This is a genomic window from Cyanobium sp. A1C-AMD, assembly GCF_024346495.1.
In the GTDB taxonomy this organism is placed as follows: domain Bacteria; phylum Cyanobacteriota; class Cyanobacteriia; order PCC-6307; family Cyanobiaceae; genus Cyanobium_A; species Cyanobium_A usitatum.
Map to the genome: position 1 here is coordinate 21,425 of NZ_JAGQDB010000014.1, position 12,689 is coordinate 34,113.

11 protein-coding genes are annotated in these 12,689 nt (G+C 64.7%); 8 read left to right on the forward strand and 3 right to left on the reverse strand.

All coding sequences use genetic code 11. The features are described from left to right. Position 1: 1 nt before the first annotated feature. Positions 2-1,294 carry a D-alanyl-D-alanine carboxypeptidase/D-alanyl-D-alanine-endopeptidase gene (gene dacB / locus KBY74_RS04205; protein WP_254941633.1) on the forward strand — a complete coding sequence of 431 codons (1,293 nt, stop codon included), beginning with the start codon at positions 2-4 and terminating at the stop codon, positions 1,292-1,294. Here dacB and KBY74_RS04210 read toward each other — a convergent pair. Together KBY74_RS04210 and coaD are read right to left on the reverse strand one after the other, a co-directional pair. After that, positions 1,291-2,163: a hypothetical protein gene (locus KBY74_RS04210; RefSeq protein WP_254941634.1), complete on the reverse strand. Its 873-nt coding sequence runs from the start codon at positions 2,161-2,163 to the stop codon at positions 1,291-1,293. The genes dacB and KBY74_RS04210 overlap by 4 nt on opposite strands. Before the next feature lie 8 nt (positions 2,164-2,171). Further along, entirely contained in the window at positions 2,172-2,657 is a 486-nt protein-coding gene (gene coaD, locus KBY74_RS04215; protein ID WP_254941635.1) for a pantetheine-phosphate adenylyltransferase, read from the reverse strand. Between the two features lie 65 nt (positions 2,658-2,722). On the opposite strand from coaD, the gene KBY74_RS04220 reads away from it, so the two are divergent. From KBY74_RS04220 to KBY74_RS04250, 7 genes are read left to right on the forward strand one after another with little or no spacing between them, the layout of a single operon-like run. Beyond that, a complete protein-coding gene (locus tag KBY74_RS04220) occupies positions 2,723-3,217 on the forward strand; it encodes a flavin reductase family protein (RefSeq protein WP_254941636.1) in 495 nt (164 codons plus the stop codon). Continuing rightward, positions 3,214-5,175 (forward strand): excinuclease ABC subunit UvrC, encoded by a 1,962-nt coding sequence (gene uvrC, locus KBY74_RS04225; protein WP_315859033.1) that lies wholly within the window; start codon positions 3,214-3,216, stop codon positions 5,173-5,175. Before KBY74_RS04220 ends, uvrC begins: the two co-directional genes overlap by 4 nt. Further along, positions 5,172-5,483, forward strand: a complete 312-nt coding sequence (locus KBY74_RS04230) for a hypothetical protein (protein WP_396093092.1) — start codon at positions 5,172-5,174, stop codon at positions 5,481-5,483. The genes uvrC and KBY74_RS04230 overlap by 4 nt, the downstream gene beginning before the upstream one ends. A gap of 2 nt (positions 5,484-5,485) precedes the next feature. Further along, a complete protein-coding gene (locus tag KBY74_RS04235; protein WP_254941637.1) occupies positions 5,486-6,997 on the forward strand; it encodes a cryptochrome/photolyase family protein in 1,512 nt (503 codons plus the stop codon). A 60-nt stretch (positions 6,998-7,057) separates the two neighbouring features. Further along, positions 7,058-7,648, forward strand: coding sequence for a protoporphyrinogen oxidase HemJ (gene hemJ / locus KBY74_RS04240; RefSeq protein ID WP_254941638.1), 591 nt, complete (start codon positions 7,058-7,060; stop codon positions 7,646-7,648). Further along, positions 7,641-8,303, forward strand: a complete 663-nt coding sequence (locus KBY74_RS04245; RefSeq protein WP_254941639.1) for a PHP domain-containing protein — start codon at positions 7,641-7,643, stop codon at positions 8,301-8,303. The genes hemJ and KBY74_RS04245 overlap by 8 nt, the downstream gene beginning before the upstream one ends. A 29-nt stretch (positions 8,304-8,332) precedes the next feature. Further along, on the forward strand, positions 8,333-8,887 hold the full coding sequence (locus KBY74_RS04250; protein ID WP_254941640.1) for a hypothetical protein: 555 nt from the start codon (positions 8,333-8,335) through the stop codon (positions 8,885-8,887). A 19-nt stretch (positions 8,888-8,906) separates the two neighbouring features. On the opposite strand, the gene cobN is transcribed toward KBY74_RS04250, so the two are convergent. Continuing rightward, positions 8,907-12,635: a cobaltochelatase subunit CobN gene (gene cobN / locus KBY74_RS04255; RefSeq protein WP_254941645.1), complete on the reverse strand. Its 3,729-nt coding sequence runs from the start codon at positions 12,633-12,635 to the stop codon at positions 8,907-8,909. Between the last annotated feature and the right edge of the window lie 54 nt (positions 12,636-12,689).

Below are 12,689 nucleotides of genomic sequence, written 5' to 3' on the forward strand. Positions count from 1 at the left end.
GATGGCCCCTCTCAAAACCCCTGCTAAGCGTCAGCTTCTGCTGCGCCTTTCTGGTGTGCATGCCCTTGTGCTCGTTTTAGCGGGTGCGCCAGCCACTGCCTTTGCCCAGCAGGTGCCCCTGGCGTCCCTGCCGCCCCTGCCCCCACCGGTTGGCCTGCCCCAGCTACAGGCTCAGCTGAGCTGTCCGGCGCTGCAGCAGCGGCTGCTTGCCACCGTGGCAGGCGAGGCTTCTGTGTGGAGCATCACCATTGCCGATGCCCAGGGCCGCCTGCTGGCCGACCTCAACGGCACCCGGCCCCGCATTCCTGCTTCCAATCAGAAGCTGGTGAGCACGGCCTACGCCCTAGACCGATTGGGCCCTGACTATCGCCTTAATACCCAGCTCTGGCGGCTGGGTGATGGCAGCTTCCGCCTCACTGGCGAGGGTGACCCCGACCTGGCCCTGCCCCAGCTGCAGCGATTCGCCATGTTGGCGCTGGGATCGGGTGGCAGCAGTGGTGAGACGCCTTCGCTGGTGCGGTTGCAGATCGCCGAGGAGCCCCGCCAGGCCTGGTGGCCCCAAGGTTGGCACCCAGACGACCGCTACTACGCCTACGGCGCGCCGATCACCCGGCTGGCGGTCACCAGCAATGCCATCAACGAGGCGGTGATGAATCCGCCTTCCCGACTACAGACCCTGCTGCAGAAAACCATGGTTCAGCGGGGGGCCAAGGTGCAGCTCTCACTGGTGTCGGCCCGCGCCCCCCTGCCCGCTGATGCCGTGCTGCTGCACCAGGAGTCATCGGCTCCGATGCACAACCTGCTGAGCCTGGCTAACACCGAAAGCCACAATTTCACCGCCGAAGTACTGCTGCGCCAGGCGGCTGGTACCTGGGATCTGGCCCGAGCCACCCAGCTTCAGATGCTGTGGCTCACCGAACAGGGCCTGCCGATGCAGGGGGTTCGCGTTGCCGATGGCAGTGGCCTCGACCGAGCCAACCGACTCACCAGCCGCTTCTTGGCTGCCCTGCTTGTGCGCATGGATCAGCACCCCTACGGCCGCGCCTATCTGGCGTCGATGGCGGTTGCGGGGCAGCGGGGCACCCTGCGCAACCTTTATGTGGGCACCCCGCTGCAGGGCCAGTTCTTTGGCAAAACAGGCACAATCAGCGGTGTGCGCTCCATCAGTGGCGTGTTGATGACGGCTGCCGGGCCCCGCTACGTAAGCGCCATCAGCAATGGCGCAAGCTCACCCAACGTCACTATTGGCAAGGTGTTGCGACAAGCGCAAAACAGCCAGCTGTGCCCCCCCTAGCCCGCTAGCTGCTTGAGAGTGTTGGCTACCCGGCGGCGGCGGCCAGTCGTCTCCTCGACAGCTGGCGCGGCAGTTTCTGGCGCCTGGAGTCGCACCAGTTCGCGGCGGCCCCCCAGTACCACCTGGCTCATCTCCTTCAACCTGCCCTCGAGTTCGCCCAGCACCTGCTCGGCGTAGCGGTTGGCACCCTCTTGAATGGCGGCCGACTCCTGGCGGCTGCGGCTCACCAGGGCGTCGCATTGCTGCTGGGTCTGCTGGCGGAACTGCAGGGCGTCGTTGTGTACCCGCTCCGCTTCTGCCTGGCTATCGCGCTGCACCCTCACTCCCTCTTGGCGGATCTGCTCAAGTTCAGCCATCGCCTGTTGACGATTGCGATCGTGCTGTTCGAGCAGCTGGCGGTTGCGCTCAGCCGTTTCCTGTTCGAGCTGCTGACGGCGGAGCGCAAATTGCTGCTCCATCTGGGCCGTGCGGGCCTGGTGCTCCTGTTCAGCCTGGGCAACCTGCTGGCGGGCTTGCAACATCAGCTGCTCGCATTGTTGGCGGGCCTGATCCCGCAGCTCACCCACCTGCCGCTCCGCCTCCTGACGAATGGCGGCTGAGTTGATCAGCTGCTCCCGCTCCCTTTTGCCAGCAGCAATGATCTCGTCGGATTGCTGTCGCGCCTGGCCAATAAATTCCTCACGCTGACGGATTAGCGCTACGGCCTGCTGCAGCTGGCTCGGCAGCGATTCCCGCAGGGCATCCATCACTTCAATGGCGTCCTGCTCATTGACCAGCCGTCCGCCGCTGAACGGAATGCGGCTTCCCTCCAGCACGATCTCCTCCAGCTGATCGAGCTGATCCAGCACGGTGATGGTGGGCTCGGTCATGTACAGCTCTAAAGAGATGCCCGATTAAAAAGCCTGCACAGGTCTTCCGCCACTCCGGGGGGCACCATGTGACGCACATCGCCGCCAAAGCGAGCCACCTCCTTCACCACGGAACTGCTCAGGAAGCTGTGGTGCACAGCAGTAGCAAGAAACAGGGTTTCCACCTGGGGGGCCAGGCTTTTATTGGTGTGGGCGATCTGCAACTCGAATTCAAAGTCGCTCAGGGCCCGCAGGCCCCGCAGAATCACCTGGGCCTGGCAAAGACTGGCGAAATCGACGGTGAGGCCATCAAAACTGCCCACTTCAACCCCCGGGAGATGGGCCGTGGCGGTGCCGATCTGCTCCAGCCGTTGCTCGAGGCTGAAGGCCGGCTGCTTGCTGGGGTTCTGCAGCACGGCCACCACTACGCCGTCAAACAGGCGTGCTGCCCTCTCGATCAGGTCGAGGTGGCCCAGGGTGAGGGGATCGAAGCTGCCGGGGTAGAGGGCGCGCATTAGGCCAGCCTATGGGTGCCCGAGGCGTTTCTAGGGTGGATGTAGTTCTAAGCGCTCTTGCCGCCATGGCCCTTAACCCCGCCCTTAACGCCGAAGCCAAGAAAACCCTGCTGCGCAAAATTCCCCATGGCGTGTTCATCTGCGGCGTAGCTGAGGGGGATGAGGTCAATGGCTTCACCGCCAGCTGGGTGACCCAGGGCTCCTTTGAGCCGCCATTGGTGGTGATGGCTGTGCGGGCCGACAGCACCAGCAACGGCATCATTCAGCGCACCAAGAAATTTTCCCTGAACGTGCTTGCCGCTGACCAGAAGGACCTGGCCGCAGTTTTCTTCAAACCCCAAAAAGGCATGGGCGGTCGCTTCGATGCAGCCCCCTTCAGCCTCGGTGAGCTGGGCTTGCCGATTCTCGACAACGCCCTTGGTGCGGTGGAATGTGAGCTGGTGGGTCAGGTGGCCCATGGCGACCACACCGTGTTCGTGGGCGAGGTGAAGACGGCCACCCTGCACCGCGATGGTGCTGCCCTTGAGCTCGGCAGCACCGGCTGGCAATACGGCGGTTGAGCCTGCCACTGCTGCAGCAACCCGAACGCCTCAAGGTCCGGCTCAAGGAGGTGCCCTCCGAGCCGGGTTGCTATCTGCTGCGCGATGCCAGCGATCGCATCCTCTACATCGGCAAGGCCAAGGTGCTGCGCAATCGGGTGCGCAGTTATTTCCAAAGCGGTAGCGGCCATGGCCACAGCCCGCGCATCTCCCTGATGGTGCGCCAGGTGTGTGAGATCGAATTCATCGTCACCGACAGTGAAGCCGAGGCGCTGGCGCTCGAATCCAACCTGATCAAGCAGAACCAGCCGCACTTCAATGTGCTGCTGAAAGACGACAAGAAATATCCCTATCTCTGCATCACCTGGAGCGAGGCCTACCCGCGCATCTTCATCACCCGGCGGCGGCGGTTTCGCTCGCCCCTGGATCGCTTTTACGGGCCCTACGTGGATGTGGGCCTGCTGCGCCGCACCCTCACCCTGGTGAAGCGGGTTTTTCCGCTGCGTCAGCGACCCCAGCCGCTCTACAGGGAGCGCACCTGCCTCAACTACGACATCGGCCGCTGCCCAGGGGTGTGCCAGGAAAAGATCAGCTCCGAGGCCTACCACCTCACCCTGCGCCAGGTGGCGATGGTGTTTCAAGGGCGCAACGAGGAGCTACTCGAGCTGCTGAATGAGCAGATGGGCAAATATGCCGAGCGGCTTGACTTCGAGAGCGCCGCGCGGGTGCGCGACCAGCTGCAGGGCATCGACACCCTCACCGCTGATCAGAAGATGAGCCTCGGCGACAGCTCGGTGAGCCGTGATGTGGTGGCCTTAGCCGCCGATGAGCGGGTGGCGGCGGTGCAGCTGTTCCAGATGCGGGCCGGCAAGCTGGTGGGGCGGCTTGGCTTCACCGCTGATGCCGTAGGCGCCGATGGCCAGCCCCTGGAGCCCGGCCGCATCCTGCAGCGGGTGGTGGAGGAGCACTACAGCCAGGTGGAGCCGGTGGAGATTCCCCCCGAGCTGCTGCTGCAGCACGCCCTACCCCAGCAGCCCCTGATCGAGGAGTGGCTGGCGGAGCGCCGCGGCCGCAAGGTGAAACTTGCCGTGCCCCAGCGGCAGCAGAAAGCCGACCTGATCGAGCTGCTGGAGCGCAATGCCAGCTATGAGCTGCAGCGGGCCCAGCGCGGCGCCGAGCAGCAACTGTTGGCCACTGAAGACCTGGCCCAGCTGCTGGAGCTGCCTACCCCCCCACGTCGCGTCGAGGGCTACGACATCAGCCACATCCAGGGCAGCGACGCCGTGGCCTCCCAGGTGGTGTTCATCGATGGGCTGCCGGCCAAGCAGCACTACCGCAAATACAAGATTCAAAGCAGCTCGATCCGCTCAGGCCACTCCGACGACTTCATGGCCATGGCCGAGATCATGCGCCGCCGCTTCCGCCGCTGGGCCCAGGCCAAGGCCGAGGGTGCCGACCTAGGCGAGCTCCGGCGGGCCGCCAACACCACGCTCCACACCGGTGGCCTCAATGATTGGCCCGATGTGGTGATGATCGACGGCGGCAAGGGCCAGCTCTCGGCGGTGATGGAGGCCCTGCGAGAGCTGAATCTGCACGAAGAGCTGGTGGTGTGTTCCCTGGCCAAGCAGCGGGAGGAGGTGTTTATGCCAGGGGCTAAGCAGCCCCTGGAGAGTGAGCCCGACCAGCTGGGTGTGCAGCTGTTGCGTCGTCTGCGCGATGAGGCCCATCGTTTCGCTGTGAGCTTCCATCGCCAGCAGCGGGGCGAGAGGATGAAGAGCTCGCGCCTCTCCGATATTCCTGGCCTGGGACCGAAACGGGTCAAGGAGTTATTGGCCCACTTCCGCTCGATTGATGCCATCCAGTTGGCCAGTCCAGAGCAGATCGCCGCTGCCCCGGGAGTGGGGCCGGCCCTGGCCCGCCAGGTGTGGGATTACTTTCACCCAAGTGACGAGCTCGTTAGCGAGGAGTTGGCCAGTTGAGGCGTCTGGCTTCCCTGCTGCTACTGCCCTTGGCCCTGGGGCTGCTGCTGCTTTTTTCACCTGCCCTAACGCCGCCGGCCCTCGGCGCCCCCGGCATCTGCGTTGGGCCCGTCTGTGGTGATGAGATCCACCGCAGCGCTAAGCATCACTGGCAGCTGCGGCTGCGGGTAAACGACCAGCAGGGTCAGCACGAGCGTCTGGTGGTGGATTGCCGCAATGGGGTGCTCAGCCCCCTGGCTGGTCCGGTGGAGCGGGGCTATGCCGCGGCCGTAGCCCGCCGTGCCTGCCGGCTGGCTGGTGAGGCCTGAGCGTGATTGGCATCTGGGTGCTGGGCGACCAGCTGGACCCCCTCCAGGTAGCTTTGGCAGCCCACACCCCTGCAACCGCCCGGGTATTGCTGATTGAGAGCAGCTCGGTGCTGCGGCAACGCCGCTATCACCGCCAGAAGCTTGTGCTGGTGTGGAGTGCCATGCGGCACTTCGCGGCCGAGCTGAGCCAGCGCGGTTGGACGGTGGATCTGCTTGAGGCCCCGACCTTTGCTGAGGCGCTGAAGGATTGGCTGGCCGAGCACGAGATCAGCGAGCTGCATCTGATGGAGCCAGCCGAGCGCCCCTTTCGTGAAGCGATTGAACGGCTGCCCCTGCCTACGCCCCTGGTGTGGCACCTCTCCAATGCTTTTCTCTGGAGCCGGGATGATTTCGGCGCCTGGGCTGCTCCCTACAAGCAGCTGCGCATGGAATTGTTCTACCGGGAGGGCCGCAAGCGTTTTGGCGTGCTGATGGGCGATGACGGCCAGCCGCTTGGTGGACAGTGGAACTACGACCAGGAGAATCGCAAGGCACCGCCCAAGGGGCTGGTGGGGCCTGAACCATTGGTCTTTGCGCCTGATGCAATCACCCGGGCCGTGATTGCCAAGGTGGACCAGCTGGCTCAGGAGCTTGAGGCCGCCTCTGAACCTGGCTTGCCAGGGATTAGTGCGACGTTTGGGTGGGCAGTTACCCGCACCCAGGCGCTGGCGGTGCTGGAGCATTTCATCGATACGCGGCTCGATGGCTTCGGCCCGTTCCAGGACGCCATGGTCAGCGGTCAGCCCACCCTGTGGCACGCCCTGCTCTCCCCTTATCTCAACATTGGCCTGTTGCAGCCCCTTGAGGTGATCCGCCGGCTGGAGCAGGCCGGGCTCGAGCGGGGTACGCCCCTTGCCTGCCTGGAGGGGGTGATTCGCCAGATCCTGGGCTGGCGCGAATACACCCACGGCCTCTACTGGTGGTTTGGCGCCGACTATCCGGACCGAAATCACTTCGGCGCTAACCGTCCGTTGCCGGGCTGGCTAGAGCAGCTGGGCGGCAGTGGCATGGCCTGCATGGACACGGTGCTGGCCGAACTCGAGGTAAGCGGCTACGCCCACCACATCCAGCGCTTGATGGTCCTAGCCAACTACGGCTTGATCGCCGGCCTCGATCCCCAGGCCTTCACCGCTTGGTTTCACCGCATGTTCATTGATGGCTACGACTGGGTGATGCAAACCAACGTGCTCGGCATGGGGTTGTTTGCCGATGGCGGCATGCTGGCCAGCAAGCCGTACGCCGCCAGCGGCAATTACATCAATCGGATGAGCAGCTACTGCAAGGGCTGTCGCTACAACCCGAAGCAGCGCACTGGAGCGGATGCCTGTCCCTTCAACGCGCTCTATTGGGATTTCCTGGCTCGCAATCAAGAGGGACTGCGCCGTAATCACCGCATGGGGCTGGTGATGAAGCAGCTCGAGAAGATCCCCCCCGACGAGCTGGCGGCGATCCGGGCCACAGCTGCGGCTCACTGACTGCTTCAGCCCACTGACTGCTGCGGCCCTAGTTTGTTGGCCCTTGCTTGAACTGCCGCCATGCCCTTATTGACCCTGAGCTGGCCCGCCGAGGCCTACCTCTGGTTCAAGACTCTCCACATCGTGGGGGTGGTTGTGTGGTTTGCCGGGCTTTTCTATCTGGTGCGGCTGTTCATCTATCACCGCGAGGCTGAGGAGCTGGAGGAGTCGCTGCGGCCGGCTTTCCAGGCCCAGTACGGCTTGATGGAACGCCGTCTGGCCAACATCATCACCACCCCCGGCATGGTGGTCGCAGTGGTCTGTGCGGCTGGTTTACTGAGCGTGAATCCCGCCTGGCTGCAGCAGGGCTGGATGCACGCCAAGTTGGCCTTCGTGGCTGCCTTGCTGGCTTACCACGCCTTTTGCTATCGGTTGATGGGCCAGCTCAACAGGGGAGCCTGCAGTTGGAGCCCTAAGCAATTGCGGGCCTTAAACGAGTTGCCCACCCTGCTGCTGGTGATCGTGGTGATGCTGGTGGTGTTCAAAAACCAATTCCCCACCGGCGCTGCCACCTGGTTCATCGTGGCCCTGGTGGTCTTCATGGCCGCATCGATTCAGTTTTATGCCCGCTGGCGGCGGCTGCGGGCGGAGCGGTTGTCCGCGAATGCCTGAACTCGTGCCTGATCACCCCTTGCGGCACGTACTCCGCCAGCTGACGCCGGCCTGCTGCCCTAGCCGGGTCAATTTCCACTGCCACACCATCTGCAGTGACGGCAGCCTGACTCCCCTTGAGCTGGCCCAGCAGGCCCTAGAACTCGGCCTGGAGCACCTAGCCATCACCGATCACCACAGCCTGGCCGCCCACGGGCCTGCCATGGAGGTTTTTATGGCGGCGGCTAGCGAGGGCCGTGCCGTGCCCAGCTTCTGGCGAGGTGTGGAAATCAGCTGCCTGCTCGAGGGGTGCTTGGTGCATGTGCTGGTGCTTGGCTTTGATGCCGATCACCCCAGCCTTGAGCCCTATCTGCAGGGGCGGGCGCTGGTGGGGCCAGCGCTCCAGGCTGAGGCGGTGCTGGATGCGGGCCGCCAGGCGGGGGGGCTGCTGCTGCTTGCCCATCCCGCCCGCTATCGCCTGCCCTTCCAGCGGTTGATCGCCGCCGCCGATCGTCTCGGTTTTGATGGCGCCGAGGCGTGGTACGACTACCAAATGCAGCCGCGCTGGACACCAACGCCTCTGGTCTGCGAGGCGATTGCCGCTGAGCTGCAGCAACGTGGCCTTTTGATGAGTAGCGGTACCGATACCCATGGACTAGCGCTTCTCGGCCGCTAGGGTTTCCTGACGCTTACCCCTGGCAGACGATGGGTTTGTTTGATCGCCTGTTCGCTACACGCGACGGCAACGCCGCCGCCCCGAAGACCCCCCAGCCCAAAAAGGAGGTTGAAACCTTCTTCCTGGATGCCGACGCTTCCAGCAGCATGGGCAACGTTGATTTCATGCGGCGATCCAACACCATTCGCCGCACCTTCCCGGGCTCGGCTGACAGCCCCGGCAACAAGGAGATGGTGGCAGAGGTGGCTTCGATGGAGTCGCGGCTGGAGCGGGTCTCTGATGGCTTGGGTGGGCAGACCAGCCAGCCTGAACCAGCCTTTGATCTCACCCGAGGTGTCCCAAAACCAGTCAAGAAGACCTTCGCCCAAGCCTTGTCCCAGGCGGAACTTGATCAGCGCATGAAAGGTTCTGCCATGGGCGTGAATGTGCCTGGTGGAAGTGCAGCGATCAAGCAGGAGCAGGCTCAAGCTCAGGCCCAGGCCGCTGCGATGGCAAGCTCGCAGGTCCAGATCAGCCAGCAAGCCAGCGGCAAAGCTGGCGACATTGATCCCTTCAAGCGCATGAGCAGAGAAATAAAAGGTTGAGCAAGTTGGCTTGGTTGCCTTAGCGCTGCTCAATCAGACTTTCGCTATCAAGAACCAGCTGGCGCAACTGCCCCAGCTGGTTTTTTTGTGCCCCTTCCCAGAGGCCCCTGTTGTGGGCTTCCAGTAGCCGTTCGGCCATGTCGCGCAGGGCCCAGGGATTGCTCTGCACCAGAAAATCACGCACTGTCTGATCCCCGAGCCACTGGTCGCAGATGGCGCCGTAGCCCCAGTCGGGGACTCGGCCGGTACTGGCGTCGTAGGCAAACAAATAATCGAGGCTGGCAGCCATTTCGAAGCCGCCTTTGTAGCCGTGGCCTTTCATCGCTGCGATCCAGCGGGGGTTGAGCACGCGGCTGCGCAGCACCTTGTCAAATTCCCGCTCCAGCCGGTGCATCCGGGGCCTGGCAGCTCGGGAATGGTCGCCAAACCAAAGTGCCGGGCGCTGCCCTGAGACCCGTTCCACCGCTGCACTCAAGCCTCCCTGAAACTGGTAGTAGTCGTCGGAGTCGAGCAGATCGTGCTCCCGGTTGTCCTGGTTGTGCAACACCACCTGCACCGCCTTGAGCCGCTGCTCCAGGCCGCTCCGGTCGGCCTGGGCTTCGATGCCAGCCTGCCCAGAAGCCCCAGCCTGGCTGTCGTAACGCCAGCTGCTCCAGTTCAAAAAAGCCTCGCCCAGGTCAGCCCGCTCCTCCCAGTTGCCGCTGTCGATCAGGCCCTGCAGTCCTGCCCCGTAGGCGCCTGGCGCTGAGCCGTAGACACGGGCGCTGTGGCCTTCGCGGTGATAAGCGGCGGCGAGGGGGTTGTCCTCCTCTGGTTCGGTTAGGGCGGCTACCAGTTCAGTGGCCCGGTTGACCCACCCCACCAGTTGGGGGAAGGCGTCGCGGAACAGTCCTGAGATGCGCAGGGTCACGTCCACCCGCGGACGGCCCAGCAGGCTCAGGGGAATCACCTCCAGATCCACCATCCGGCGGGTTGGTCCATCCCAAACCGGTCGCACGCCAAGTAGGGCCAGGGCCTGGGCGATGTCCTCGCCGCCATTGCGCATCGTTGCCGTGCCCCAAACCGATAGGGCCAAGCTGCTCAGGTGCTCCCCCTGTTCCTGAAGGTGCAGTTCCAGCAGCAATTCGGCGCTGCGTCGGCCCAGGTCCCAGGCCGCTTCAGTGGGTAGCCCGCGCAGGTCGACGCTGTAAAAATTGCGCCCCGTCGGCAGCAGATCTGGTCGGCCGCGGGTGGGTGCTCCGGATGGTCCTGCGGCAATGCGCTCCCCCTCCAGGCCCCGCAGGAAGGCTTCCCGCTCGGCGTGACCGCAGGCCAGTAGGGGGGGCATCAGGGCCTGGCGCAGGTGCATCAGCGCCTGCTGCAGCCTGGGTCCAGCCAATGGCGAAGGCTGGTCTTGGCCTTGTTGCACGACGGCCAGCTCCTGCTCCACCAGGGTCAGAGCTTGCGCTTCCAACAGCGCAACCCCATCTCCCACCAGGCGCGGTAGCTCTCCGCCAAAGGCGCCCTGGAGCCGTTGCTGGTCTGCCTGGCCTAGGGGCGTGCTGTCTTCATCACCCCAGGGGTCAAAGCTGAGTTGGAGGTCTTGCGCCAGGGCCTGGGTGAGGCCGGGTTGTGCCGCCAACGGACAGCGGGCCAAACAGAGCAGCAGCTCCGCCAGGCGACCGGGCTCCGGCAGGGTGCCGAAGGTGTGGAGCCCCAGGCGGATCTGGGCCTCCTTGAGCTCGCAGAGGTAGCCATCGGCAGCATCAAGCCGGCTATCAAGCTCCGCTGCGCTACCGAGCGGCAGTTCCATACTCTCGAGCTCCTTGGCCAGGGTCTGGCGCAGGAGACCGGCCCGTTCACTGCCGAGCTGACAGGCCTCCCAATACTCATCCAGCAAAACCTCAAGTCGCTGCAGCGCCCCATACAGGCCCGCCCGCCCCAGGGGCGGTGTCAGGTGATCGAGGATCACCGCCTGGCTGCGCCGCTTGGCCTGGGAGCCCTCGCCGGGATCGTTGACGATGAAGGGATATAGGTGTGGCAGCGGCCCAAGGGCCCACTCCGGAAAACAGCTGGCGGACAGACCCAATCCCTTGCCAGGCAACCATTCCAGGTTGCCGTGCTTGCCCACATGCACCACCGCATGGGCGCCAAACTCCAGGCGCAGCCAGAGGTATTGGGCTAGGTAGGCGTGGGTGGGGGGCAGGTCGGGGCTGTGATAGCTGAGGGCCGGATCCCTGTCGTAACCGCGGTCGGGCTGGATCAATACGCTCACATGCCCCAGCTGCAAGCCACGGATCGGGAAGCCGGGTACAGCTCCGGCGGCGCTAACCAGAGCCACATCGAGTTCAGGCGGTCCCCACACCGCCTCCAGCCTTTGGCGGCCCTCGCTGGGGAGGCAGGCATACCAGTCCTGGTATGTGGCAAGGGGCAGCAGGGTCAGGGCGGGTCGGTGCTCGCTTTCCGGATCGTTGCTGCGTCCAGCCAGCAGCATCTGGATCAGGGCCTCGCCATCGACAGGCACTGGGCCCTGCAACTTGTAGCCGGCCCCCGCAAGCCACTGCAGCATCAAGGCCGTTGAGGCCGGCGTATCGAGTCCAACGCCATTGGCGAGGCGGCTGTTGCGGGTTGGGTAATTGGCCAGCACAAGCGCAACGCGGCGTTCGGCAGCTGGGGTTTGGCGCAGCCGGATCCAGTTGGCACAGAGCTGGGCGATCCAGGTCAGCCGTTCCGGATCCGGTTGGTAGCGCTGCAGGGCCGAAGCCAGACGCTCGCTGGCGCCCACGGTCTCCTTAAAAGCCCCAATACGGGTAGTGAGCCGCCCGTCCAACTCTGGCAAGGCCACCTGGAGGGTGAGGTCGGTCGGGCCTAAGCCGATGCTGCTGGTCTGCCAGCGGCTGCGGGGCTGGCTACTGCAAAGCAGCTGCAGCACAGGCACACCAAGTTGCTCCCATAGGGGTGCCCCTAGGCCGGCCTCCTCAAACTGCACTGAGGCAAAGGAGGTGCTGCACAACACGGCCTGGACTCCTTCCCGCTGCAGCAGGTCGGCCACGCCCCGCTGCACCGCCCCATCCCGTAGACCGCTTACCCATAGCGCGCGCGGGCACAGTCCTGCCTGGCGCAGGGCCTGCAGGGTGGCTTCCATCAGGGCAAGGTCACCGGCCTGCAGTAGGGCCCGATAGGCGATCACGCCAAGGCGAGGGCCTTGCTCCTGCTGCCAATCATGGGGCAGTGGATCGGCGAGGGGCTCGGCCCGTGGCGGCGCTGGGGAGCGACCCTCAAGCAGACCCTGCAAAGCCTGCAGCACCTGGCGCAGGTTGGCGGGTCCCCCCTCCCGCAGACAGCGGGCCAAGCCGATTGCTAATTCGGGGGCGACGGTGCCCAGCCCCGCCAGCACCTGCTCCTCATCGGCCGTGCCAGCCAGCATGAGCAATTGGCGCTCTGGGGCTGAGCCTGCCCAGCTCTGGAGCTGCTCCAAGCCATAACTCCAGTGCCCCCTGCCCCCCAGTAACCGCACAACCACCAGCCGGGCGTGGCGCACCGTGGAATTGAGGTAGTGGTCGATCTGGGCCGGGTGGGCCAGGGCCGCCAGGTTTAGGCCGCGCAGCTCCGCTTTCAGCAGCTGGGGTTCCCGCTCAAGCAACTGGTCAATGGCCAGCAGGTCGGTGTCGGCACTGCTGAGCAGCAGCACAGGTGCGGCAGGCTGCTCCACCAGCGCGCCGATATCGGCTACTGCTCCTCCCCCAGGTACCGATGCCAAGCGATGCATCGCCCCATCCTGCTTGCTGCGGTGAGAAGATCGGTTCATCTCGGCCACAGGCCG

Coding starts and splice junctions, on each gene's coding strand:
- hemJ (WP_254941638.1), top strand. CDS start 7,058: ATGCCCTTATTGACCCTGAGCTGGCCCGCCGAGGCCTACCTCTGGTTC.
- cobN (WP_254941645.1), bottom strand. CDS start 12,635: ATGCATCGCTTGGCATCGGTACCTGGGGGAGGAGCAGTAGCCGATATC.
- KBY74_RS04210 (WP_254941634.1), bottom strand. CDS start 2,163: ATGACCGAGCCCACCATCACCGTGCTGGATCAGCTCGATCAGCTGGAG.
- KBY74_RS04250 (WP_254941640.1), top strand. CDS start 8,333: ATGGGTTTGTTTGATCGCCTGTTCGCTACACGCGACGGCAACGCCGCC.
- coaD (WP_254941635.1), bottom strand. CDS start 2,657: ATGCGCGCCCTCTACCCCGGCAGCTTCGATCCCCTCACCCTGGGCCAC.
- KBY74_RS04245 (WP_254941639.1), top strand. CDS start 7,641: ATGCCTGAACTCGTGCCTGATCACCCCTTGCGGCACGTACTCCGCCAG.
- dacB (WP_254941633.1), top strand. CDS start 2: ATGGCCCCTCTCAAAACCCCTGCTAAGCGTCAGCTTCTGCTGCGCCTT.
- KBY74_RS04220 (WP_254941636.1), top strand. CDS start 2,723: ATGGCCCTTAACCCCGCCCTTAACGCCGAAGCCAAGAAAACCCTGCTG.